Annotated in this window: 21 protein-coding genes; 15 read left to right on the top strand and 6 right to left on the bottom strand. The window is 56.4% G+C overall.

Annotation, left to right across the window (positions count from 1 at the left end; all coding sequences use genetic code 11):
• Positions 1-2,271, bottom strand: a complete 2,271-nt coding sequence (locus tag LRR79_RS02625) for a chondroitinase-B domain-containing protein (RefSeq protein WP_231758867.1) — start codon at positions 2,269-2,271, stop codon at positions 1-3.
• A 478-nt stretch (positions 2,272-2,749) separates the two neighbouring features.
• Here LRR79_RS02625 and LRR79_RS02620 point away from each other — a divergent pair, with 478 nt between their 5' ends.
• Positions 2,750-5,764 (top strand): TonB-dependent receptor, encoded by a 3,015-nt coding sequence (locus LRR79_RS02620; protein WP_231758866.1) that lies wholly within the window; start codon positions 2,750-2,752, stop codon positions 5,762-5,764.
• A 258-nt stretch (positions 5,765-6,022) separates the two neighbouring features.
• On the opposite strand, the gene LRR79_RS02615 is transcribed toward LRR79_RS02620, so the two are convergent.
• A complete protein-coding gene (locus tag LRR79_RS02615) occupies positions 6,023-6,799 on the bottom strand; it encodes a FadR/GntR family transcriptional regulator (RefSeq protein WP_231758865.1) in 777 nt (258 codons plus the stop codon).
• Between the two features lie 353 nt (positions 6,800-7,152).
• Here LRR79_RS02615 and LRR79_RS02610 point away from each other — a divergent pair, with 353 nt between their 5' ends.
• Positions 7,153-8,619 (top strand): RimK family protein, encoded by a 1,467-nt coding sequence (locus LRR79_RS02610; RefSeq protein WP_231758864.1) that lies wholly within the window; start codon positions 7,153-7,155, stop codon positions 8,617-8,619.
• Between the two features lie 54 nt (positions 8,620-8,673).
• Here LRR79_RS02610 and LRR79_RS02605 read toward each other — a convergent pair whose 3' ends face one another.
• Positions 8,674-9,555 (bottom strand): LysR family transcriptional regulator, encoded by an 882-nt coding sequence (locus LRR79_RS02605; protein ID WP_231758863.1) that lies wholly within the window; start codon positions 9,553-9,555, stop codon positions 8,674-8,676.
• 113 nt (positions 9,556-9,668) lie between these two features.
• Between LRR79_RS02605 and LRR79_RS02600 the strand changes: the two genes are divergently transcribed.
• From LRR79_RS02600 to LRR79_RS02565, 8 genes are all read left to right on the top strand, one after another.
• On the top strand, positions 9,669-10,445 hold the full coding sequence (locus LRR79_RS02600; RefSeq protein WP_231758862.1) for a ferredoxin--NADP reductase: 777 nt from the start codon (positions 9,669-9,671) through the stop codon (positions 10,443-10,445).
• 356 nt (positions 10,446-10,801) lie between these two features.
• Positions 10,802-11,257, top strand: coding sequence for a hypothetical protein (locus LRR79_RS02595; protein ID WP_231758861.1), 456 nt, complete (start codon positions 10,802-10,804; stop codon positions 11,255-11,257).
• 38 nt (positions 11,258-11,295) lie between these two features.
• Entirely contained in the window at positions 11,296-11,964 is a 669-nt protein-coding gene (locus LRR79_RS02590) for a PspA/IM30 family protein (RefSeq protein ID WP_231758860.1), read from the top strand.
• Entirely contained in the window at positions 11,964-12,623 is a 660-nt protein-coding gene (locus LRR79_RS02585; protein WP_231758859.1) for a YqiJ family protein, read from the top strand. The genes LRR79_RS02590 and LRR79_RS02585 overlap by 1 nt, the downstream gene beginning before the upstream one ends.
• Before the next feature lie 15 nt (positions 12,624-12,638).
• On the top strand, positions 12,639-14,333 hold the full coding sequence (locus LRR79_RS02580; protein WP_231758858.1) for a flotillin family protein: 1,695 nt from the start codon (positions 12,639-12,641) through the stop codon (positions 14,331-14,333).
• 316 nt (positions 14,334-14,649) lie between these two features.
• A complete protein-coding gene (gene hppD / locus LRR79_RS02575; RefSeq protein WP_231758857.1) occupies positions 14,650-15,747 on the top strand; it encodes a 4-hydroxyphenylpyruvate dioxygenase in 1,098 nt (365 codons plus the stop codon).
• Between the two features lie 48 nt (positions 15,748-15,795).
• Entirely contained in the window at positions 15,796-16,344 is a 549-nt protein-coding gene (locus tag LRR79_RS02570) for a VOC family protein (protein ID WP_231758856.1), read from the top strand.
• Positions 16,345-16,371: 27 nt separating this feature from the next.
• Complete coding sequence (locus tag LRR79_RS02565) at positions 16,372-17,379, top strand: fumarylacetoacetate hydrolase family protein (protein WP_231758855.1); 1,008 nt, start codon at positions 16,372-16,374, stop codon at positions 17,377-17,379.
• A 91-nt stretch (positions 17,380-17,470) separates the two neighbouring features.
• Here LRR79_RS02565 and LRR79_RS02560 read toward each other — a convergent pair whose 3' ends face one another.
• Both LRR79_RS02560 and LRR79_RS02555 read right to left on the bottom strand, forming a co-directional pair.
• Positions 17,471-18,115: a DsbA family oxidoreductase gene (locus tag LRR79_RS02560; RefSeq protein ID WP_231758854.1), complete on the bottom strand. Its 645-nt coding sequence runs from the start codon at positions 18,113-18,115 to the stop codon at positions 17,471-17,473.
• A gap of 146 nt (positions 18,116-18,261) precedes the next feature.
• Positions 18,262-19,110, bottom strand: a complete 849-nt coding sequence (locus LRR79_RS02555) for a carbon-nitrogen hydrolase family protein (protein ID WP_231758853.1) — start codon at positions 19,108-19,110, stop codon at positions 18,262-18,264.
• A gap of 164 nt (positions 19,111-19,274) precedes the next feature.
• Between LRR79_RS02555 and LRR79_RS02550 the strand changes: the two genes are divergently transcribed.
• The 5 genes from LRR79_RS02550 (at position 19,275) to LRR79_RS02530 (ending at position 24,619) form a co-directional block, all read left to right on the top strand.
• Entirely contained in the window at positions 19,275-20,357 is a 1,083-nt protein-coding gene (locus LRR79_RS02550; RefSeq protein WP_231758852.1) for a transporter substrate-binding domain-containing protein, read from the top strand.
• A 156-nt stretch (positions 20,358-20,513) separates the two neighbouring features.
• Positions 20,514-22,304, top strand: a complete 1,791-nt coding sequence (locus LRR79_RS02545) for a DUF885 domain-containing protein (protein ID WP_231758851.1) — start codon at positions 20,514-20,516, stop codon at positions 22,302-22,304.
• Between the two features lie 184 nt (positions 22,305-22,488).
• Positions 22,489-22,980, top strand: coding sequence for an Rrf2 family transcriptional regulator (locus tag LRR79_RS02540; protein WP_231758850.1), 492 nt, complete (start codon positions 22,489-22,491; stop codon positions 22,978-22,980).
• On the top strand, positions 22,967-23,878 hold the full coding sequence (locus LRR79_RS02535) for an NAD(P)/FAD-dependent oxidoreductase (protein ID WP_231758849.1): 912 nt from the start codon (positions 22,967-22,969) through the stop codon (positions 23,876-23,878). The genes LRR79_RS02540 and LRR79_RS02535 overlap by 14 nt, the downstream gene beginning before the upstream one ends.
• A 42-nt stretch (positions 23,879-23,920) precedes the next feature.
• A complete protein-coding gene (locus tag LRR79_RS02530) occupies positions 23,921-24,619 on the top strand; it encodes a class I SAM-dependent methyltransferase (RefSeq protein WP_231758848.1) in 699 nt (232 codons plus the stop codon).
• On the opposite strand, the gene LRR79_RS02525 is transcribed toward LRR79_RS02530, so the two are convergent.
• Positions 24,603-25,391 (bottom strand): CLCA_X family protein, encoded by a 789-nt coding sequence (locus LRR79_RS02525; RefSeq protein WP_231758847.1) that lies wholly within the window; start codon positions 25,389-25,391, stop codon positions 24,603-24,605. The genes LRR79_RS02530 and LRR79_RS02525 overlap by 17 nt on opposite strands.
• Positions 25,392-25,396 lie beyond the last annotated feature (5 nt).

Below are 25,396 nucleotides of genomic sequence, written 5' to 3'. Positions count from 1 at the left end.
TCAGTTCTTGACTTTATTGTTGGCGAGGGTCGCGGTGTGCGGACCTTCAGCCACCAGCTCGGTCACTTTCGGCTCTGGAGCCTTGTAGAACTGATTGTTGGCAATGTGCGTTACTGGTTCACCCACGGTGTGCTCTACCACTATCCCCGCACTGTTCTCGATGCGGTTTTCCCGGATGTCCGCCACCTGGGTACCGTGCAGTTTGATCAGCGCCTGTGCCTTGTTGCGCTTGCCTTTCCCGGAGTCGGTAACGGTGTTGTCACTGAAATCGATGTGCGGGCCGAACGTACTTTCGTCGGTACCACCGCGATAGAGATCAACCAGTGCGCCCTGCACGTTGTTAAAGGTGTTACCAGTGACGATCACGTATTCTGCGTTGTAGACGCCGAGGTCGTCGGTCTCTTTATTCAATTTCAGCAGATCGCCGGTAATGTTTTCGAAGTGATTGTTGGTCAGCGTGATAGTGTCGGCGAATGCGCGCAGGCCGGAATCGAAGAAATGGTAGGAATGGTTGATATCCAGGTTTTCTACGCGGCTATTGACCATTGAAAAACGATAGTTTTTCAGCATGCCCCATACCGCGGTACGGATCAGAATATTGCCCGCATTGTCCGGGCTGTTGGCTCCGGAAATCACCAGACCATCCAGTGACAGACTGCCGCCGTCCTGGATTTCAAACATCACCGGGCGGCCGCTGGTAAGGGTCACTTTACCGGGTTTCTTCGCCCTGATGGTCAGAGTCTTGTTGATATCCAGGCGTTTGGTCGCACTGTATTCGCCACTTTCCAGCAGCAGCGTATCGCCGTCGGCAGCCTGTGCAATGGCATCAAACAGTGCATTTTCTCCGGGGCGCACACTAATGATCTTTCCGCTATCAAACGGCGTTACCGGCTCGGATTTCGGGTACCAGGAAGTGCCGGTTATTTCTTTGGTGGTCACCACCAGATCGCGACGCGCGCCCTTGTCCGCAATAGATTTATCGGTGGGGTAGAGCAGGCCATTGTCTGCGCGCTTCAATTTATTCACACGTTTGTGAATACCTTCGTGAATCTTCTGATCCACAAAGCCATTGGAGACATTGTCTGTAAACGTGATACCCGAGATATCGTCAAAAATGGAGAACGGCGATTTGCCAGTTTCCGTATAAAAAATGTTGTCGCGTACCGTGGAGTCCTGCGGTGTAGCACTGCGTTCCTGGTCACTGCCAGCGGCCAGGTGGATATGCTCCACATTGATAAAGCTGTTGTTCTCGATGTTCGCGTTCACCACCTGGTGATAGCGATTAATGGGAGAGTTGGGAACACCGTTCATCACGGTGAACCCACTCCCAAACCGATAGCCTGTGAGACCTTCGAGATAATTGTTGCGGATGACCTGGTCCGCATTGATCACACGAATACCGCCGGTGTGGTCTACGCCATTGCCCAGGAACACATTGCCCTCGATCAAATTGCCGTTGCCGTGACGCATGGTCAGGGTTCCGCGGGATTCGAAAAAGGTGTTGTTGCGCAGAATATTCTTGCCGGATTTGACCGAGATGATTTCCACCTCGCCGTCACAGCGGTCAAAAAAATTGTTTTCGACTACGGTCAGTGAATCTGTCAGGGAGTAGTGGCTGGTGCCGATACGCAGGGTCTCACCACCATTGGAGCCGAGCACCGGGCGTGGGCCAAAGTAGTTGTGGTCGATGCGGTGGCGGTTCTCCTGGCTAGCCTCGGTATTCAGGCGCACCGCCATGGTAACGCCCTTGTTGCGTTTGCCCGCCAGATGGCTGTGGTCGAAGCGGTTGTTTTTCCCGTAGATACTCACCCAGTAGTCGGAATCCATACGTTCCGGCTTGCTGAAATCTTCGATGACGATCTCGGTGACGCGGGAGTTGTTGGCCAGATGTTCTTTGTTGCGGCGGAAGGAAATGACTTCGCTGCTGGGGGTATAACCGTCTTTAAACACCAGGCCCGAGACCACCAGGTATTCGCCGGCCAGCCGCAGGTTGGATTGCCCGCTAAGGACGACTTTACCCTTTTCCTCCGCGGTCAGCGTAATCGGGTGCTCTTTTTCACCCTCACCGGTGAACAGGATTTCAAAATCTTTCCAGATGCCATTGGCCAGCACCACGGTGTCGCCGGCCTCTAGGTCTTTGGCAACCTTCGCGTATTCCTGCTGGTTGTGGACCAGGTATTCCTCGGCGGATGCCTGGACGCAGAACAGGGACGCTTGCCCACAGGTAAGCAGGGCGGCAGCCAGTATTGGTTTGATTGCTGAAGTTCTCATGATCACCTGATTGTTTTATTAGATTTTTGTTTTCGCGAAAGGTCTGCCCGGTTGCACCATCTCGGGGCGTTATATGACCTCGCGGAGTTATTATGGGGCCAGACTAAATTGGTCAAAAATAATTGTCAACCAATCGGGTTAACCAGTTTTTGCCAGATTTTTGTTCTTTTTTGGTGCGCAGCGCAGAATTTTCCGATAAAATGCACAAAAAACAGGCAGGGGTCAGTCCAAAATGTGAAGTTTTTCTGAAAATTGGTTGACTGGCTTGTGGGCAGGTGAGAATTTGTGCTGGCCAGATCGCGGACAGCCGATCAAATAACAGGAAATAACGGTTGTCACTGGTCAAGAGGCTGATAATAAAATCCGCGAAATGAGCGATGAATAAGGCGCCAAAGCACGGCGCCCTTGTTACTATCAACTAGCGCAGACTTCCTTGGGGGTAATCATGCGTGATAATAATAAAGACGCGAGAGATGTAATGGCTAACGAGAAAACGTTTAAGAAGTCGCTTCTTGTAAGTGCAATTGCTGCAGTGACCTACGTTGGTGCAGCCCAAGCTCAGGACGCTGCAATCGCAGAATCCGATCAGGCGCTGGAAGAGGTAGTCGTAACCGGCACCCGCGCCACTATCCAGACCACAATTGATATCAAGCGCAACTCCACCACCATCGTAGACGGCATGTCTGCGAATGAGATCGGTGATCTGCCTGCGCTGTCCATTGGTGAAGCACTCGAGAACGTTACCGGTGCTGGTTCTCACCGTGAAAATGGCGGTGCCACCGAGATCTCCATCCGTGGTATGGGCCCATATCTGAGTGCGACCACTATTAATGGCCGTTCAGCGACCAATGGTAGTGGGGATCGCTCGGTAAACTTCTCCCAGTTCCCGTCTGAACTGATGAACAAAATTGCGATCTACAAGACCCAGGACGCCAGCCTGATCGAAGGTGGTGTGGCTGGTCTGATCGCCCTGGAAACCCTGAAGCCGCTGGAATACGGCGAACAGCGTATCCAGATCGACGCAAAAGCGAATATCAACCCGAATCAGTTTAACGTGGAAGATTCCATGGCGGGTGATATGGGCTTCCGCGGCAGCGCTAGCTATGTCGACCAATTTGAATTCGATAACGGCATGGCGTTCGGTGTATCTCTGGGTGTGGAAAGAAGTGATATTTCCCAGCCGGAATCCGAGATGCGCTCTTCCAGCCCCAGTGGTACTTCGCTGTGGGCGTGTCTGAATGACCCCAGCAATACCAATGAAGGTTTTTACCGCGGTTCCGCCGGTGACTGTGAGGACCAGATTGATGGCTCCAGTAACCAGGGCTATCAGACTGCAGTTGATCCGGAAACTGGCAAAGCCATCAGTGATGGTACGCCCTTTGCTTTCGTGGGCAGCTCCAATGGCTATCGCCAGAACGATACCTCTGACAAGCGCGACGCCGTATTTGTAGCGCTGCAATTCCAGCCCAACGACAAGACCGATATCAACTTCGACCTGCAGCAGTCCGAGCGTATCCAGGCCGAGCAACGTCACGACCTGAACTTCGCCAACATGAAGCGCGCCACTCCGGGTGTGACCGGTGACAGCCTGGTGGTGACCGACTCTGGTGCGGTGAAAGAGTGGGCCGGTGAGACGGCTATCGAATCCAATAGTGAAGTGTATGAACGTGCAGAGGACTACCTCGGTTACGGCCTGAATGTGGCATACGCATTCACCGATAACCTGACGGTATCTGCAGACTACTCTTTCTCTGAGACCACCCGTGAAGAGACCCAGATTCTTCTGCGTACCCAGTCAGACAGCAAGGATATTTACGGCGACAGCTCAAACTATCGCCCTCTGGTTTCCTGGGATTTTGATTCCGGAATTCGTCAGTACACCGTTACCGACTTCGACGTAACCGATCACACGCTGTTCTCCGATTCCTACCGCATTCGTGTAGACAACGACGTAGATCGTCGCAACACGAACGAAGCGTTCCGCACTGATTTCGACCTGACTCTGGATCACGGCTTTATCACCGGAGTTAAAGGTGGTCTGCGCTTCTCCGAACTGGAGTACGTAGATCTCGGTGCAGCGCGCGATGAGTACAGCATCAGTCTGGGCAGCGACCAGGAAAAAATTGCTGAAATCAATCAGGCCTGTGCGCTTGAGTTCGCGGAAAGCGATTTCCTGGCGAAAGAAGGCAGCGGCCACCTGATCACCAATGTTGACGAAGATGGCAATGTAACCGGTGGTGCCAACTCCTGGGCTACCTTCGACACCAACTGTGTGGCGGATATGCTTCTGACCCACCTGGGTGAAGACTTTGCCTACCCGGAACTTGAGTCGAAGAGTGGTGGTACAACCGACGTTACCGAAACCACAACCGCCGCGTACGTAATGGCGGACTTCGATACCTCCGTTTCCAACCTGCCGGTACGCGGTAACTTTGGTGTCCGTGTTGTACAGACTGAGGTCGAGTCTGTGGCGTACCGCACGCCTTATACCATTACCACCAACGACGATGGCACTCTGTCAATCGACGACGTAGAAGGTGCCGAGCTCGAGCGTGTATCTGCCGGTGGCGACTACACCGAAGTATTGCCAAGCCTGAACGTCATTGCCGACATTCGTGACGACCTGATGCTGCGCGGTGCGATTTATCGCGGCATGTCCCGTCCGGACCCGTCCAACCTGGGCTATTCCCGCACATTTGAAACCAATGGCTCTGACGAAATCACCGATATCGCAGATCTGCTGGAAGACGTGAATGGTGACGGCAACCCGAATATGCAGCCGCTGATGTCCTGGAGCTTTGATACCGCACTGGAGTGGTATCCGAACGACGACACCATGCTGGCGTTCGGCCTGTACCACAAGCGCTTCCAGGGCGGATTCGAAACTGCACACGTTACCGAAATGCTGACGGTTGATGGCCAGCAGATTCCTGCTTCTTTCGACATTACTCGCACCACCGAAGACACCAGTGCCCTGAGTGGTTTTGAAGTGACCGGTACACACCGCTTCTCCTACCTGCCGGGTTACCTGAGCGGTCTGGGTGCGAAAGTGAGCTACAACTACGCTGATTCTGACTTCGAGTTCGAAGACAGCCTGTACGGTGACTCTGTTGTACTCGACGAAAGTGGCAATGTGACTTCAGAGAAGCAGGGCATCATCGCCCCGGGCAACCTGCCTGGTTTCTCTGAGAATGTATTCTCCGGCCAGCTGTACTACCAGATCGGGGATCTCGATACGAGCCTGATCTACAAGTACCGCAGTGAGTACTTCCAGCCCTACACCACCAACGGTACCCGTCTGCGTTACGTTGGTGACGTGGGTGTCTGGGAGATGAAAGCGTCCTACCAGCTGACCGATGCTGTGAAGCTGAGCCTGGAAGCCATCAACCTGTTTGATGAGCCGAAGAAGCAGTACTTCTTTACCCGCGATAACCTGGGTGAAGTAAATAGCTATGGACCGCGTGTATTCCTTGGCCTGAAAGCCAAGTTTTAAGCGCTATCCTTAGGCCCTATGTACTGGGCATAGGAGATCTGCGGTCCAATATCCTCGGTGAGGACTGCAGTTTTTCGGTTTTGTTTGATTGGTTGTCTCTTCTCCATCCGACAAGGTGCCGCCTGTCGGAAATTATTCGCCCGCCTTGTGCGGGCTTTTTTATGCGTGAAATTCGCTGAAAGGATTTCCGCCTGCCTATAAAAAAGGCCATACCGCGCTGCGGTATGGCCTGAATATTCAGCGCTGGTTTTGGTGGATTCAGAACCCTGCAGTCTCACCAAGGCGGTCGATAGAGAAGCGCTTGCGACGTTCGGAAACTTCGCGGCGTACCACTTCCACCGCTTTCGCTTCCGAGGCATCGTGTAGCGCATTCAGTGAGCGGTTGAAGTGCAGGCGCATGGCTTTGCGCGCCGCACAGGGATCGTGATTTTCCAGTGCCTGCAGAATGGCTTTGTGTTCGGCAAGACGCTTTTGTCCGTCTTTTTTACACACGTTCTTGTGTACCGTCTGGATATCCGGCGAATGTTCCTGAATATCCCAGAGTTTGTCGATGGTGCTCATCAACACGCGATTGTTGGTTGCGCGGGAAATGACTTCGTGGAATTTGCGGTCGGCGCGCTCGGAAGTCAGGTTGCCTTCCTCGTTCTCACGCACCATGTCGCGGTATGCGAGGCGCAGATCTTCGAGCTGTTCCTCAGTGATCATGGTCGCGGCCAGCGCGGCCAGTTCGCCCTCGATCAACACCCGCGCTTCGGTCAGTTCGAAGGGGCTGAAGTCCTTGGTGTCGGTAAAGGAATTCACCGGCTCAATGACGTATACCCCGGAGCCGGTACGCACGGCAACCCGGCCCATCACCTCAAGCGCGATGATCGCTTCGCGGATGCTGGGGCGGCTGACATCAAACATTTCCGACAACTCCCGCTCGGACGGTAGGCGCACCCCGGGGGGATACTCGCCACTGTCGAGGAGGGTCAACATTTTTTCTACCACCTGCTGATAGATGCGGCGGCCATTTCCTACATAATCGCTTTTCATAGCACTAAATTCTATCGTTGTTATATAAGCCTTTGTGGTGTGGCGACGTAGAGCCACAGGCTGAAAGTCACACTTGAGTCTACCACAATTGGTCTTACAGGCAAGATTTATTGGTATGATGGCTGGTCGTGACAGCTTGGATTTCCCTCGCTGTCGGCCACTGGAAATAACGCCCGATAGCCGCCATTGCGGAGCCGAAAACGGGCGTAAAAAGTATTAGGCAGAACGCCGTTTTTCTTCTATCTTTCGCACATCCTGCGGGTCAGATCTGACCCGCTATCCAGGCTCGCCCGAGATCACGGGTTACCGTCTCCCAGCGCCGCCCACCTTTTATTGAGGCAGACCCCCAACCGATGTCACAGATTCTCATTGTGATTGATGAGCCCGACGACTGGGCACCCTATTACCCCAGCGAGCGGGTGATTCCATTTGCCGATTACCTGGCACTGCCGGCGCGTTCCCAGCGGGTGCGCGTGATTAACCTGTGCGCAGATTACGACTACCGCAGTGAAGGCTATTACTGTTCGCTATTGGCGGAAGCGCGCCATCACAATGTGCTGCCCAGTGTGCGAACCCTGAATGACCTGGCGCTGCCTCAGTTGTACAAACTGCAGTTATCTCAGGTGATTCCAGCACTGGCGAAACTGCCGTTGCCGGGCCCGGGTACTGAGCGTGTGGTGAAGAGCTATTTTGGCCGCTGCGCGGATCCTGCATTGCAGCCTCTGGCGCGAGCCCTGTTTGACCGGTTCGCCTGTCCAGTGCTGGAAATTCAACTGCGGGCGAACCCGCAGTGGGAAATTGTCGAGTTAAAGGTGTGTTCACACCGGGATCTGAGCGAGGAGGAAGAAACTGAATTCGCCGAGGCGCTGGATAATTTCAGCAACAAAGTGTGGCGTCAGCACAAAAAGCCCAGCAACAGCCGCTACGATCTGGCGATTCTGGTAAATCCGGAAGAAACGCTGCCGCCGTCCGATGGAGCGGCGATCAAGAAATTTGTCAGTGCCGGGCGCGAATTGGGCCTGTCGCTGGAATTGATTGGTCCCGGAGATTACATGCGACTGCCGGAGTTTGATGGTCTGTTTATCCGCGAAACAACCGCCATTGATCACCACACCTACCGGTTTGCCAAGAAAGCCGAAGCGGAGGGTCTGGTGGTGCTGGACGACCCGACCAGTATCCTGCGTTGTACCAACAAGATTTACCTGGCGGACCTGTTCAACACTCACAAGGTGCCGGCACCGCGCACATGCATTCTGCGCCGCGGTGACGAGGAGAGCCTGAAGCGCGCGATGGAAGAACTGGGATTGCCTATGGTGGTAAAAATTCCCGACGGCTCGTTTTCCCGTGGGGTCGTGAAGGTCAATTCGGAAGGCGAATTGCACGGCAAACTCGAAGAGCTGTTTGCGGAGTCCAGCCTGCTACTGGCTCAGGAATTTCTCTACACGGAATTTGACTGGCGGATTGGTGTGCTCGATAACAAACCCCTGTACGCGTGCCGTTACTACATGGCTAAGAACCACTGGCAGATCTACAACCACGGTAACAAAAAAACCGTGAGCGGAGGTTTTACCACCTTGCCGACGTTTGAAGTGCCGAAGCCGGTTCTGCAGGCTGCACTAAAAGCCACCAAACCCATCGGCCGCGGTTTTTATGGTGTGGATGTAAAGGAGTCGGCGGGGAAAGGCTACGTGATCGAGGTGAACGACAACCCCTCCATCGACAGCGGTGTCGAAGATAAATATCTGGGCAAGGAACTGTACCGTTTGATTTTGCAGGAATTTATCCGCCGCCTGGATGCGCGCAAGGCGGGGCAGGAGTAAAGCCGCGCTGCACTGCATACCTGCAGAGCAGGCTCCGCCAGCGTTCTCTGCAGATTACGGAGCCTGCCGGCATAGTTCCAGCCAGCGCTCGATACCCGCGCTGCGGTATTTCTGCCGGTGCAGCGCGAAGTAAAACTCCCGGCTGAAGTCCCGCTGCGGTACCGGCAGTTCCACCAATGCACCGCGGCGAAAGGCGTCGGTCAGGGATACCCGGGACAGGCAGCTGATCCCCAGTCCCGCTTCCACCGCGCGTTTGATCGCTTCGGTGTGCTGTAACTCCAGCCTTATATTCAGCTCCGGCAACAAGCCCGCTAGTGCCCGCTCAAAGGTCTGGCGGGTACCGGAGCCGGTTTCCCGCAGAATCCAAGTGGCCTCCCGCAGATCCTCGTCGCTCAGTTGCGCGCACTTCGCCAGCGGGTGATCCGGTGCGCAGAAGACCACCTGTTCGTCGTCCCGCCAGGGAATCATTTCCAGATCGGGGTGATTGAGTTCGCCTTCGATGAGCCCCAGGTCCAGCTCGAAATTGAGTACTCCCTGGGCAATGGCCGCGGTATTCGCCACCTCCAGCTCCACGCGTGCACCCGGCTGTTCCTCCATATAGCGCGCCATAATGCCCGCCGCCAGATAATTGCCGATCGTCAGGGTCGCGCCGATCTTCAGACGGCCGAGATCACTGTGTACCGACAAGGTGGCTTCCAGTTCTCGCGCCCGCTCCAGTAATTCTTCCGCCCGCGGCCACAGCTGCCGGCCCAGCTCATTCAGTCGCAAACGTTTGCCGGTGCGCTCAAACAGACGCAGGTCGAACTGCTGCTCAAACTCCTTGAGGGCGGTGGAGGCGGCGGATTGGGACATGTTCAGGCTTTCGGCGGCCCGGCTCACATTCTGGAAGTGGGCACAGGCCAGAAACACCTCCAGCTGGCGCAGGGAATAGCGCATGGCAAATATCCAGATAACTGATAACGAATATCGAAATATCCCATTTTGCCAATAGATATGCCAGCGCTAGAATTCACCCAGCAAAGTAGTCAGGAATAAGTGGTTCTATTGTTATGTCAAACTTGAATAAGGAAACGGTGCTCGAGGTCCATCACTGGAACGAGACCCTGTTCAGTTTCAAAACCAGTCGTGACCCCGGTTTCCGCTTTGAGAACGGCCACTTCACCATGATTGGACTGGAGCAGCCCAACGGCCGTCCGCTGTTGCGCGCCTACTCCATCGCCAGTGCCAATTATGAAGACGAGCTGGAGTTCTTCAGCATCAAGGTCCCGGATGGCCCACTGACTTCCCAGCTGCAAAAGATCAAACCCGGTGACGAGATCTTCGTTAGCCGCAAGCCCACGGGTACCCTGGTGGCCGACCACCTGCTGCCGGGCAAACGCCTATGGTTACTGTCTACCGGTACCGGGCTGGCGCCCTTTATGAGCATCATCAAGGATCCGGATGTCTACGAGCGCTTTGACCAGGTGATCCTCACCCATGGTGTGCGCTTCAAGTCTGAGCTGGCCTATCAGGATTACATCGAAAAGGAGCTGCCGGAGCACGAGTACTTCGGCGAAATGGTGAAACAGGGGCTGCTGTATTACCCCACAGTAACCCGCGAGCCCTATCGCAATAACGGCCGGCTCACGGATCTGATGCTGTCCGGCAAAATATTGAGTGATCTGGGAGTGCCTCAGCCGAATGTGGAAGAGGACCGCTTTATGTTGTGTGGCTCGCCCGCGATGCTCAAAGACCTGACCGGAATTCTGGACGAGTGGGGATTTAAGGAAACCCGCGCGGGTATTCCCCATGAGTACGTGATCGAGCGGGCGTTCGTAGAGAAGTAAACCCGTCCGAACCTGCCGCCCCGGGCAGGGCAGCGGCGTCGGTACTTAGAAGTGGTCGCGTGAAGGATTGCGCAAGGACAGAGTGGGAAAGCTGAACTTCCAAGTGTCGACCCCGGTGCCCTGCCAGTGATGTGGCCGGCCCTACCAGTGAAAGGGTTCAACCCTGTATTGATAACCACCCTACGGGTGGTTTTTTTTCGCCGGCAGAAATCATTGCTGGCGAAAGTTGTATGTCTTTCCGTTATCTTGTGACTTTTTGCGCGCCGGGTGTCGTGAGAATTGCTCTGTAACGGAATGTAATTGACCCGCCCTGATGTACTGTGTACTTTTGTATACATCGCAAGTCAGGGAATGCCATGCTCAATAAAAGCCAATCCATATCGGCGCGCCTCTCCGCGGAAGATTATGCCTACCTGATGTCCATTGATCGCAATGGCGCTGTCACCCAGAGTGAAAAAGTGCGCGAGCTGATCGCAATGGCTCGGGAATCCGTGGGTGTGGAGAGCTTTGCCCGCGCCTATCTCGCTTCCAATGAAACCATGTTGCCAATAAAAACCCGCTGTGCCGATGAAGAGCCCCGCAGCCTGCTGGTGGAAGCTCTGCTGGAATTGGTCAGCGAGGGCGCGGCCGCTATTCAGGTGTGTGCGGACCAACAGCCTGTGGCGCCGGTCCTAGAGCAGAAGTCACTGCCTGCGGTGGAAGCCTTTCTGGAAAAAATACTACTGATCGCGTTGCAACAAGAGCCGCGTCTTGCAGATCCGCAAACGGCGGAACGAATCCGACACCGTCTGAAAATGTTACTCGAGCGGTGACGGCCAATTAACTGATCAACAAGAGGAAGGAAACAACAATGAAAGAAGGACTGATAAAACGTATTTCCCGCATTATCTCCGCCTCTGCCAATGCGGTGGTGGATTCGGTGGAAAATGCCACCCCGCAATTGGTGATGGAGCAGGCCATCCGTGAAATCGACGACGCCATCGCCGAAGTGCGCGATCAGCTGGGTAAGGCGGAAGCCGCAAAGTATCTCAGCAGCAAAACCCTGAACGACGAAAACACCCGTCACACTGCTCTGAGTGAGCAGATCGAGGTGGCGGTACAGCAGGGGCGGGACGATCTTGCCGAGGCGGCCATCGCCAGGCAGATGGATATCGAAGCGCAGATTCCGGTACTGGAAAAAACCATCGGCGAAACCGACCAGGAAATCGCGGAGTTGAACTCCTACATTTCCGCACTGCAGGGCAAAAAGCGCGAAATGCGCGATCAGCTGCGGGAATTTGTGAAGGCAAGCGAGCATGTAGCCAGTGGTGCGACCGGTGAGCAGCCGGGCACACAGCGGGGTACAGCGGACAAGGTGGAGCAGGCTACCGGTGCCTTCAATCGTATTTTGGAAAATGCCGGTGTGCCCACCAGTGAATCCAGTGCCGATGCCAGCAAGCTGGCCGAGCTGGAAGAGCTGGCGCGAAGCAACCGCATCAAGGAGCGTCTGGCGAAAATTAAAACCCAGACGGAGGCCTGATGGGGTTCTTTCTGCAAGACGGCAATCAGTTGTTCACCGGTGCCCTGGTACTGATGTTGATGATTGCCGTGCTCGAAGGTGTGATGCTGATGATCGGCGTCGGCATTTCGGACATGCTCGACAATTTACTGCCGGACATGGACATCGATCTGGATGCACCGGAAACCGAAGCCGGTGGCGTCCTGACCAAGCTGCTCGGTTGGCTGCGCTTCGGTGAGGTACCGGCACTGATCCTGCTGGTCGCATTTCTGGTAAGTTTCGGCGTGACCGGCCTATTGATCCAGATGTTCAGCGAGTCGCTGCTTGGAATGTTGCTGCCCGGCTGGCTGCTGGCGATCCCGGTGCTGTTTCTGGCGCTGCCGCAGGTGCGTTTTGTGGGCAATGTGTTGCGCCGTTTCGCGGTGGGTGATGAAACCGAAGCAGTGGGGCGAAAAACCTTTGTTGGGCGCGTAGCGGTAATCACTATTGGTGAGGCCAGCGCCGGATCGCCCGCGGAGGCGCGCTTTAGCGATGAATTTGGGACCACCCATTACGTGATGGTGGAACCGGATACCGGTGAAACATTTTCACAGGGAGAGCAGGTCTTACTGGTGGAAGAGCGCGGAGCCTGTTTCCGTGTGATCAGACCCACCAATGCGCATCTGCTGCATAACAATTAAATTGGAGAAAACTCAGTGATTCAGAATCTATCCAACATTGCGATCATGGCAGGGGCGGTTCTTGTCGGCCTGATCGTTATCGGCACAATTTTCGCGCGCCTTTATACGCGTGCTTCCAAAGAGCGTTCATTTGTGCGCACCGGTATGGGCGGCCAGAAAGTCATCATGAATGGTGGTGCACTGGTGCTGCCGGTATTGCACGAAATCATTCCGGTCAATATGAATACCCTGCGCCTTGCGGTTTCTCGCAAGGAGCACCAGGCGCTGATCACCAAAGACCGCATGCGTGTGGATGTGCTTGCCGAATTTTACCTGCGGGTTAAACCGGATACCGACGCCATCGCCAACGCGGCCCAGACCCTGGGTGTGCGCACCCTGGATCCGGAAGCACTGAAAGAAATGATCGAGGGTAAATTCGTTGATGCTCTGCGCTCCGTGGCCGCGGAAATGGAAATGGCGGAACTGCATGAGCAGCGCAGCCAGTTCGTGCAGAAGGTGCAGCAGGTGGTGTCTGAAGACCTGCTGAAAAACGGTCTTGAACTGGAGTCCGTGTCCCTGACCGGGTTGGACCAGACCGGCAAGGAGTTTTTCAACCAGGACAACGTGTTTGACGCCGAAGGTCTCGCCAGCATGACCCGCTCGATTGAGGCGCGCCGCAAAGAAGTGAACGACGTCGAGCAGGAGACCCGGGTCCAGATCGAAACCAAAAACCTGGAAGCCGAACGTCAGCGTCTGGAAATTGAAAAAGAAAAACGCTACGCACACCTTGAGCAGCAGCGCGAACTGGAAAACCGCGAAGCCGCACAGAAAGCGGATATTGCGCGCGAAACCGCCGCACAGGAACGCGCGGCCCGCCAGGCAGAAATTGAAGCGGAGCGCGAAGTCGATCAGTCCCGTATCGCCGCGGAGCAGGCGACACGACTGCTGGAAATTGAAAAGGAAAAGCGTCTGCAGGAGCAGGAAATCGAGCGCGAGCGGGTACTGGACGAGCAGCGTATTTCCAAAACAAAATCCGTGGAAATTGCCGAGCAGGAGCGCGCGATTGCGGTTGCGGAGAAATCCAAAGAGCAGTCCGTTGCCGATCAGCAGGCCAACGTTGCCCGCGCCGAAGCGGTGAAGGCAGAAGAACAGGTGCGTACCGCCCAAGACGTGGAAGTGGCCGAGCGTGACAAGCGCATCGAGATTATCGAAGCGCAGAAAGAAGCCGAGCGTCAGGCAACCTCCATCAAGGTCGCCGCAGAAGCGGAAAAAGCCGCGGCGGAAGACAAGGCCGAAGCCCTGCGCCTGCAGGCCGCCGCCGAAGCCGAAGCTGTGCGCATCAAGGTGGAAGCGGATCGCGAAAAATACGCGGTGGATGCGGAAGGTCAGCGCCTGATGAACGAAGCCATGAACAGCCTGAGCGAAGCGCAGATCGCCCTCAAGCGCGTACTCAGCCTGCACGAGAATCTGCCCAGTATTGTGCGCGAGAGCGTGCGCCCGCTGGAGAAGATCGACGGCATGAAGATCATCTCCGTGGAAGGTCTGAATGGCGTCGGTGGCCGTGCCAGTGGCGGTATCGTCGACGGCGACGAGCAGTCCCAGGGGCAGAGCCTGCCGGAAGCGCTGGTAGGCAGCGCTCTGAAGCATCGTGCCATGGCGCCGCTGGTAGACTCACTGCTGAAAGAAGCCGGTGTGGGTGACCTGAGCAAAGTGACCGAACCGGAACTCTAAGTCATCAACTCCCTGTTCCGGGCCCTCAGCGGCCCGGAATCCCGCTTCCCGTCACCTGCCTGCCGATCATTGCTTTCCGCCGTACCCGCCTGATACCCGCTTCCGCAAATTATTGGCACTGCGCTCTACTTACCAGTCATCAATTTCCCACCGAAACCCGGTCACTGGATCTATCACTAGTTGAGCTGTCTCAACCATCTCTTGACATTGGTTTCACGCGTAACTAAATTCGTTGCACTTGAAACCAAGCGCACCGCCGTGGCCACAAGTCGCGTAGCGGGCCTCGACAACGATTCCAATATAAATGGAGGATCACATGGCCGACTTATTTGAGAACCCGATGGGCCTGGACGGCTTTGAATTCGTGGAATTCACCGCGCCGGAGAAGGGCATCCTGGAGAGCGTGTTCGAGGCCATGGGCTTCACCAAGGTGGCCCGCCACCGCACCAAAGATGTCGAACTGTGGCGCCAGGGCGATATCAACTTCATCACCAATTACGAGAAAGGCAGCCACGCGGACTACTATGCCCGCGAACACGGTCCCTCCGCCTGTGGTCTGGCCTTCCGCGTGAAGGATGCCACCTTCGCCTACAACGAAGCCATCAAGAAGGGTGCCCAGCCGGTGATCGTGGAAACCGGCCCTATGGAACTCCGTCTGCCGGCGATCAAGGGCATCGGCGGTGCCACCCTGTATCTGATCGACCGCTATAAGGAAGGCGAGAGCATCTACGACATCGACTTCCACTGGCTGGAAGGCGTAGACCGTCACCCCGAAGGCTGTGGTTTCCACACCCTGGATCACCTGACCCACAACGTGTATCGCGGCCGCATGGACTACTGGGCCAACTACTACGAAGACCTGTTCAACTTCCGCGAGATCCGCTACTTCGACATCAAGGGCGAATACACCGGCCTGCTGTCCAAGGCGATGACCGCACCGGACGGCAAGATCCGTATTCCGTTGAACGAAGAGGCGGCCGGAGGTGGCGGCCAGATCGAAGAGTTCCTGATGAAGTACAACGGTGAAGGTATCCAGCATATCGCCTTTGCCTGCGACGACCTGCTGGCCTGCTGGGACCGCCTGAAGGCCCAGGGCATGCAATTTATGACTCCGCCCCCGGACACTTACTACGAAATGTTGGAAGAGCGCCTGCCGGGCCACGGTGAACCCACCGAAGAATTCCAGAAGCGCGGTATTCTGTTGGACGGCACTACCGAGGGCGGCCAGCCGCGTCTGCTGCTGCAGATCTTCTCCGCAAATATGCTGGGACCGGTGTTCTTTGAATTTATTCAACGCAAAGAAGATGAAGGTTTCGGCGAGGGTAACTTCAAGGCACTGTTCGAATCCATCGAGCGCGACCAGCTGCAGCGCGGCGTGATTGGCGATAAGGCCAAGGGCGAAGACGCGGCGTAACGCGCCGCGATGACTGACCCAGCCTGAATAAAAACCGGGAGGCCAACCATGGCAATACAACGTATCCACCACGTGGCCTACCGTTGCCGCGATGCCAAGGAGACCGTGGAATTTTACCGCGATCTTCTCGGCATGGATTTCCAGCTCGCCATTGCCGAAGACAGGGTGCCCTCCACCGGGGCACCGGATCCGTACATGCATGTATTTCTGGATGCGGGGCAGGGCAATGTTCTGGCGTTTTTCGAGCTGCCCAATTCACCGGATATGGGCCGCGACGAGAACACCCCGCAATGGGTGCAGCATATCGCGATGGAAGTGGAGAGCATGGACGAACTGCTGGCAATGAAGCAGAAGCTCGAAGAGGCCGGTATCGAGGTGCTCGGCCCTACCGACCATACCATCTTCAAATCCATTTATTTCTTTGACCCGAACGGCCACCGTATCGAGCTCGCCGCCAATACCGCCAAGCCCGGTATGCACAAGGAGCTGAAGCGTGTGGCCGAAGATATGCTGGAAGAGTGGTCCCGTACCAAGAAGGCACCACGCCACGCCGCCTGGATGCACGGCGAAGAAGAGTTCAAAGCGGTTGATCCGTAAATTCATTTGTTCAAAGAGGAAGGCACAGTGAAGTTAGCCAGCCTGAAAAGCGGCCGCGACGGCAAACTCGTCGTGGTCAGCGATGACCTGGCCCGCATGGCGGACGCCAGTGAAATTGCCCCTACGTTGCAACACGCCCTGGATAACTGGGCGAGCGTTTCTCCGCAACTGGAAGATCTGCAAAAACAACTCAACAACGGCGAAACCGCAGGGACCCCATTCGACCAGACCCAATGTCACTCACCTCTGCCGCGGGCTTACCACTGGGCGGATGGCTCAGCCTACGTCAATCACGTGGAGCTGGTGCGCAAGGCGCGCAACGCCGAAATGCCGGAAAGCTTCTGGACGGACCCACTGATGTATCAGGGCGGTTCCGACACCTTCCTCGCACCCCGCGAGCCGGTCAAAATGCCGCAGTCCGAAGGCTTTGGCATCGACTTCGAAGCCGAGATCGCAGTGATTACCGACGACGTACCCATGGGCGTTTCGCCGGGAGATGCGCTGAAGCACATCAAACTGGTCATGCTGGTCAACGACGTTTCCCTGCGCGGTCTGATTCCCAACGAGTTGTCCAAGGGCTTCGGTTTTTATCAGTCCAAGCCGTCCAGCGCCTTCTCGCCGGTGTGTGTCACTCCCGAGCAGCTGGGTGACAACTGGAAAGACGGCAAGCTGCACCTGCCGCTGGTTTCCGAGCTGAACGGTGAAAAATTTGGCGAGCCCAACGCGGGTATTGATATGACCTTCCATTTCGGTCAACTGATCGCCCACGCCGCCAAAACCCGCCCACTGGGTGCCGGCACCATCATCGGCTCCGGCACCGTGTCGAACAAGCTCGATGGCGGCCCGGGTAAACCGGTGAAAGAGGGTGGTGTGGGTTACAGCTGTATCGCCGAGATCCGCATGATCGAAACCATCCAGAGCGGTAAACCGAGCACGGCGTTTATGCAGTTCGGTGACCGGATTGCCATCGAAATGCTGGATGAGCGCGGCCAGTCGATTTTCGGTCGTATCGAGCAGGTTGTAGAACAGGCGTAAGCTGAAAGACACCCTAATCACAAAAAAGGCCATCCTGTGATGGCCTTTTTTGTGGAATCCATTTTCTAAGCTGCGTGAACTTACTTGCAGGTTATTGCAGAAACTGCTGAAGCACCCCCTTGATTGCCGCTATCTCCTGGGCACCACTGATTACGTGTTCGCCATTGAAGATAAATAGCGGCACGCCATGTACACCTTTATCCACAATGGCCCGTTCCAGCTGACGCACCTCGTCTGCATAAGTCTGCTTTGCCAACACGTCGCGGGCGGCATAGGTGTTGAGTCCTACCTTGTCCGCGGCGGCAATCAGCACATCAAAACTGCTGACGTCTTTGCGCTGACTAAAAAATGCCTCGAAAAGCTGCAGGCTTAACGCGTTCTGCTTTCCTTCGTTTGCTGCCCAGTGCAGCAATTGATGCGCATGGAATGTGTTGACCATACGCATATCGTCAAAGTAGTCGAAGGTGAAACCCACATCGGCGCCGAGGGCCGTGAGCTGCTTACGGGCTGCGATGCTCTCTTCGGGTGTTGTACCGTATTTTTCGGCAATGTGCTCCCGTAGATTCTGCCCTTCGGTGGGCATGTCCGGATTCAGTTCGAAGGGGAGCCAGTTGATGGTCGGTTCAACGGTGTCTGTGAAGTCATTCAACGCCTTCTGCAACCGGTAGTAGCCGATGACACACCAGGGGCAGACGACATCGGAAACAATATCGATACGTAGAGAAAGTTTTTGCATGGAGGTCGCCTTTCATGGGGTGTGTTGTGCAATAGGTTTGGGCGTGACCGTATTGATATGGCTGGGCGGTCCAGTAAGTCCGTCGCTTAACGGTGACCGCTGACATGGTCATCCGCCATTGATTGTAGAAACGGAGGCGACCGTTTTCACAGTCGCCGCATGGACAGCAGTGGCATATTCCGGCGCACCTTTTCAAGCGTTGTGCTACTCAGGGTAGCAGTAATGACTGCTTCCCCTTCGCCCGCTTCCGCCAGAACATCGCCCCAGGGGTCGATGATCACCGAGTGGCCCCAGGTATGGCGCTTGGCGGAATGTTGGCCCCCCTGATTGGCCGCTATGACATAGCAGCCATTTTCAATGGCCCGTGCCTTCAGCAGCGTCAGCCAGTGCGCCTGCCCGGTGGCGTGGGTAAATGCGGCGGGCACTACGATTACCTCGGCACCGGCGGACGCAAGTGTGCGATACAGCTCGGGAAAACGTAGATCAAAGCAAATGCTCAGGCCGAGCTTCCCAAATGGCGTGGAGATGGTGCAGGGAGCGTCACCGGGTTCGATGCTGTTGGATTCCCGATAACGGCCCGCCGCGTCGTCAACGTCCACATCAAACAGGTGTATCTTGTCGTAGCGGGCGTGCAGGCGGCCGTGGTTGTCGTACACCAGGCAGGCGGAACGACAGCGTCGTCCCGCTGTGGGCTGTCCGTTCGGCCTGTCCAGCAGTGGCGTCGCGCCAGCGATCAGCCAGATTCCCAACTCCCGTGCCCAGTGTTGTACTGCGTGCTGTATAGGTTGTTGCTGCGGGCAGGCGTCACCACTGGCGAAGGTTTCTGCTGCGGAATAGCTTCCCTGGTCCGCCAGGTGGGCGAAGTTTTCCGGCAGCAAGGCGATTTCCGCGCCCTCGCTTGCGGCTTTTTGTGCCAGGCGATAGCCCTGTGCCAGGTTCGCTGCCACGTCTTCGCCACTGACCATTTGCAGGGCGGCGACCGTTAAATCTTTCAAGGTTCGATTCCGCGGATTGATGGGCCATGGTTTGATGGGCAGAGGTGCGCGCTTTTCCGCTTTGGCCCTTCACGGTGCACCACTTTTCCCCTGCCAGCCGATACAAACACGCATGTTCTATGCTGTTCTGGTGCGCATTCTACAGTACAGGGTAATTTCTTTTGATGGGAAAACCACCAGGGTTCTGCATAGGTCTCTTTCTGTTGTGGTCGGCGGCTATACAGGCGTATGGCCAGGGTGGCGGCAATACCAGGCAGGTGAATGTAGGTGTCTATCTGAGCCCGCCGTTTGTCATGCAGGAAGGGGAAAAACTTTCGGGGATGTCCGTGGAGCTCTGGGAGAATATTTCCCAAAAGCAGAATCTCAGTTCCCAATACCGCGTGTATAAAGATATTAAAAGTCTGGTAGACGGCGTACACCGGGGTGAGATAGATGTGGCGGTCACCAATCTGACAATTACCGAGGCCCGCGCGCGCAAGATCGACTTTACCCAACCGTGGTTTGATGCGGGGCTGCGGGTAATGGTGGGAAAAAAACGACGCACCAGTATTTCGGATATTTTACAGGGACTGAAGAAGACCGGAATGCTGGCCAGCTACCTCTGGATTCTGGGGGTCATTGTTCTGGCGACGCTCGCGTTTACCCTGTTCTACCGCAAGTTTGATCGTGAGTTTCCCCGTCGCTGGCGTGACGGACTGGCCGAGAGCTTTTACTCGGTGATGTCCATCGCAACTTCCGGAAATGCGCAGCGCAAAAACCTGTTTGGCTGGGTGGGAAAAATCTGGGCGGGCATCTGGCTGGTGTGCGGGGTCGCCGTGGTGTCCTTTATTACCGCATCGATCACCAGCGTGATGACCTCACTTGCGTTGACTTCCCAGATTAACGGGCTGCGGGATCTGCCGGGAAAAACCGTGGGCGTGCTTGCCGGTAGTGTGGCGGAGGAATATATACGGGAAAACGGCATCAGTACCCACGGATTTGACAGTACCGAACAGGCGGTGGCCGCGTTGCACGCCGGCGAGGTTGACGCCATTGTGGGAGACAGCCCGGTGCTCGCCTATTTTGCCTTCAACAATCCCGAGCTCGGATTGCGCCTGGTGGGCAAACTGTTCAATCCGGACAAGTATGCGTTTGCAGTACCGAAAGGAAGTTCTCTCGCCCGCCCGCTGAGCATCGAAATCATCGCCGCCCATGAACAGGGTCTGATCATGGATCTGCGGGAAGACTATTTTGGAACCGTGAAGTAGCCCGGGAGCGGGGAAGCCGCCCCGGTTCTGATCTCGCGCGATGCGGTGGATCCCCGCCCAGCCCGGTGAACCGCCGGTAGTGTGGCACCATCCCGTGGTATGGTTGGCGGCTGGCCTATGGCCAATAGCTAAGCATTACCGTCCGGGAGATCCTCAATGGCAAGACCATCAATCGCAAGACGTTCGCTAAGCCGGCATGGTTATTTTCTGCTGCTGATGACCTGTTTCGGGTTTCTGGTTTCGTCAGCCTGGGCGGACTCTCCCGGTGATCGGTTACAGCGGGTGATCGATGACCACTGGCAATATTATCTGCGAGAAAATCCCACCAGTGCCAGCCGCATGGGTGACAGGCGCTATAACGATCGTCTGCCAGGTGTTTCCGAAAAAGATCGCGCGCGCCGGCTGAATGCAGAAAAGCAGTTCGTCGCGCGACTGGAAAAGATCGACGGGGGTCAGCTGGATGCGGATGCCCAGGTCAACCGGGATTTGCTGCTGTGGGTGCTGAACAACTCGATTGAATCCAATGCGCTCTATCTGGCGCGCATCCCGGTCAACACCTTTTACAGTTTCTGGAATACCGCACTCAGTGCCAGTCGTGGCCTCAATATGCCGCAGGTGTCGGACTACGAGAACTACATTCAGCGGATCAAGGAAACGGGACGTTTCTTTGACGAAAATATTGCGAATATGCGCGCAGGTATCGACGATGGCTTTGTGCTGCCAAAGATCGTTGTGGAGGGTATCGCACCCACTGTACGTGCTCAGGTGTACGAGGATCCGACCAAGAGCAGCCTGTACGACCCATTCAAAAAATTTCCCGAAAGCTTCTCTGAAAGCGACAGGCAGCGATTGCGCGAGGCGGGCAAGCGGGCGATCCGCGAGCAGGCCATTCCCGCATTTGATCGCGTGGCCACTTTTCTTGAGGGCGATTACATGGACGCCGCAACGGACAGTCTCGGCGCTGAGCAACTGCCCGGTGGCGAGGACTATTACCGCCATGCCATCCGCACTTACGTCACCCTGGATATGGATCCGGCGGAGATTCACAAGATTGGCCTGGCGGAAGTCAAACGTATTCGCAATGAAATGAGCCAGCTGATCGAAGACAGTGGCTTCGATGGCAGCTTTGAGGAATTCACCGAATTCCTGCGCACTGACCCCCAGTTCTATGCCAAAACTCCGGAAGAACTGTTGAAAGAAGCCTCCTATATCGCAAAAAAAATCGATTACCGTCTGCCGGAGTTTTTCGGCAAATTGCCGCGCCTGCCCTACGGTGTGGTGCCGGTACCCGATGAAATCGCGCCCAACTACACCACCGCTTCCTACAACCCCGCTGCCATCGGCGGAACCCGTGGCGGCGCCTATTGGGTGAACACCTACGCCCTGGATCAGCGCCCGCTTTACGAACTGGTCGCGCTGACCCTGCACGAGGCGGTACCCGGTCACCACTTGCAGGGCGCACTTTCTCTTGAATTGGAGAATGTGCCCAATTTCCGTAAGAACCTGTATCTGAGTGCGTTTGGCGAGGGTTGGGCGCTGTACACCGAGCGCCTGGGTGTGGAGATGGGGGTGTACGATACCCCCTATCAGCAGTTTGGCCGCCTGAGCTACGAAATGTGGCGCGCTGCGCGCCTGGTGATCGACACCGGTATCCACTCCCAGGGCTGGACTCGCCAGCAGGCGCTGGACTATCTCGCGGAAAACACCTCTCTGTCGGAAGGCAACGTACGCGCGGAAGTGGACCGCTATATCTCCTGGCCGGGGCAGGCGCTGTCCTACAAGATGGGAGAGATCAGAATTCGCGAGCTGCGCAAAAAAGCGGAACAACAGTTAGGGGATCAATTTGATCTGCGCGCTTTCCACGACGCAGTCCTGGCGAATGGTGCCGTACCGATGGCGTTGCTGGAGCGGCAGATGGCGCGTTTTATCGTACAACACAGCCGCTAACCTGACTCCACGGGTCCCCGTCTCACGGGGGCCCGAACTTCCCTGGATGCGTTCCCGGCTCCGCGCATCCGCCATACCCCGGACTCCTATCACCTCGCACCCGACCCGCAAACCCCACAGCCGGAGAAAGCTGACTGGGCAGGCAGAGTTGCGCGCGGCCATTTCATGTAATATTGTGAGTTACATGAAAAGAGACAGCAGACTGAGCGGGGTACTCCACGTACTTCTGCATATGGCGGAGTTCGATGGGCCCCTTACCTCCGAGGCCCTGGCGGGCATGATGCAGACCAATCCTGTGGTGATCCGCCGCATCCTGGCGGGGCTCCGCAAGGAGGGACTGGTGCACTCGGAAAAAGGCCACGGCGGCGGCTGGCGACTGGCCAAAGACCTGGCAAGCGTCACCCTCTACGACATCCACCTGGCGCTGGGCGCACCCGGTGTTCTGGCCCTCGGGCACCGCACCGAAGCCCCCGGTTGTCTGGTGGAGCAGGCGGTGAACAGTGCCATGGGTGAAGCGTTTGAGGCGGCCGAGGCACTGCTGTTATCCCAGTTTCAGCAAATCACCCTGGCGTCACTGAGCCGGGATTTTCACCAGCGACTGGATCAGCGTGGCATTACCCAGCAGGCACTGAGTGAGGCCGCCCATATGAGGAACTGTAGTGATGGCGACGATTGATGGGACTGAGTTTGACGTAGCGATTGTCGGCGGTAGTTACGCCGGCATGAGTGCAGCCATGCAACTGGCGCGGGGGCACCGCAGGGTACTGGTGGTGGATGGCGGTCAGCGACGCAATCGCTTTGCCGCACATGCGCATGGGGTGCTCGGTCAGGATGGTCGTGCGCCGGCGGAAATCGCCGAAGATGGCCGCGCAGAATTGTGGGAGTACCCGACCGTCAGCTGGGTGGAGGCAACGGTGGAGTCTGTGGATAAAGCGGGCGATGGTTTTCATCTGATCACCCATGAAGGTAAGCGCTACCAGGCGGCGCGCCTGATCCTCGCCACCGGGGTGCGCGATGTGTTACCCGAGGTACCCGGTTTACAGGAACGCTGGGGCACCTCGGTTTTTCACTGCCCTTATTGCCACGGCTATGAACTGCAACGGCAGCCCATCGGCGTGTTGGGGGTTGGCGAGGTGTCCATGCATCATGCGCTGATGTTGCCGGACTGGGGGCCGACGGTATTTTTTATCAACGACTCGTTCGAGCCGGATGCAGAGCAGCTGCGTCAGCTCTCCTTACGCGATGTGTGTATCGAGCAGACACCGGTGGCAAAAATTGCCGGGGAACGAGCTGTCGTACACCTTGCGGACGGGCGCAAGTTTGACTTGGCCGGACTGTTTGTCGCCTCGCGGCTGGAGCACCCGATGCCGCTGGCGGAACAGCTGGAGTGCGCGTTTGAGGAGACGCCGGTGGGCCCGGTGATCCAGACCGACGCCATGCAGGCGACAACGGTTGCAGGTGTCTTCGCCTGTGGTGATGTCGCCCGCGGCGCGGGCAATGTGACCTTTGCCATGGCGGATGGCGCTATGGCCGGTATCGCGGCACACCGTTCGCTGATGTTTGATGGCCTCTGAAAAAATTGACTGCAGCGAGTGATTAGTAGCGGGGTAGGCCGAATGCAACGGGAAAGAATACGAAACCTGTTCGAACAACAGGCAGCGAACTACGATATCCAGTGGCAAAGACTGGCTCTGTTTAATGATGCGTTGCATCTGTTGATGCAGAGCCTATTGGCAGGGCTTCCACAAGAAGCGAACTTCCTGTGTGTCGGCGCGGGCACCGGCGCGGAGCTGCGCTTTCTCGCCCGCCAGTTTCCCGATTGGCGCTTCAGCGTGGTGGAACCCGCGGAATCCATGATTGAAATCTGCCGGCAACATGCCAACGCAGAGGGCTTTGCGGCCCGCTGTGAGTTTCATCAGGGTTATGTGGAATCACTGCCAGACAAGGAAAGGTTTCACGGCGCAAGTGCATTTCTGGTGTCACAGTTTATTCTAGAACGCGCCGAGCGAGCCGATTTCTTTGCCGACATCGCACGGCGATTGCGCCCTGCGGGCAAGCTGGTGAGCACGGATCTGTGCGCGGAGGAAAATTCCACAGCGCAGGATCAGCTGCTCGATCTCTGGATACGGGTTATGCGAGGTGGAGAAACATCCATTGAGGATGTGCAACGGATGCGCGAGGTCTACGACCGTGACGTTGCGGTGCTGACACCGCAGGTATTGCAGGCAATCATTCAGTCCGCCGGCTTTGAGCCTGTCGTTCCGTTTTATCAGGTGGGAATGATTCGCGGCTGGTTTTCTACGCGGACTGAATAAGTGCGCGTCCCAGTGCGGAAAAATACCGGCGGAAGGCCGCGTTGATCCGCTCCCGCTGTGCTCCCCCGGGGTAAAGCCCCATCTTCGCCTCTTCCGTTGCCTTGGTCCCCGCCACCAGAAAATTATTGGAGATACTCGCGTCCTGTACAAACGCCTCGAACGCGCGCGCGCACATTTCCGCGGGGTCGGCGTAATAGATGCAGCCGTTGGCCTTGTCTGCGGCCTTGGATGCGCGAAACAGGTCGCTGGGGTTTTCCCCGCTTTCATCCAGCATCACCGCGCGGAAGCAGGCAAACAGCAGATCGTTGATCGGATGAGGAATGGGTGTAGCGTCGCGCAGCCAGGCTTCGGAGGCAAACATATTGCCGGGTGCATCGCTGAAGGCTTTGTCCGAGAGATAGTGATCCAGCGCGTGAAACCATTCGTGGGCAATGGCGCCGGGGCCGGCATTTTTTGCCAGAGCAAAGGTACGCGAACCGATTTCGTAGTGGGCGGATATACCCGGTCGACCGCCACTGCCGTACTGAAAGGCGAGGGTGCCGCGCAGGGATACCAGCAATTCCGGCCCCTGCAAAATGGTCATCAGATCCACCAGCGCATCGTAAAACAGTCCGGCGGCACGGGCCTTTTCCGCCTCGGTTACCCAGCGTCCGATCTTGATACCGCGAAAGTCGAAACGCTTGCGCACATCGACAAAGCTCACACGTTGCCCGCTATCCTGCTCGGTGCGCTGGTGGGGGCTGCGGCGATAAAACTTTCGGTCTAATACCATGGCGG

Source organism: Microbulbifer elongatus, from assembly GCF_021165935.1.
GTDB lineage: Bacteria > Pseudomonadota > Gammaproteobacteria > Pseudomonadales > Cellvibrionaceae > Microbulbifer > Microbulbifer elongatus.
Note: the sequence above shows the minus strand (reverse complement) of the source record. Positions and strands in the feature narration are given on the sequence as shown.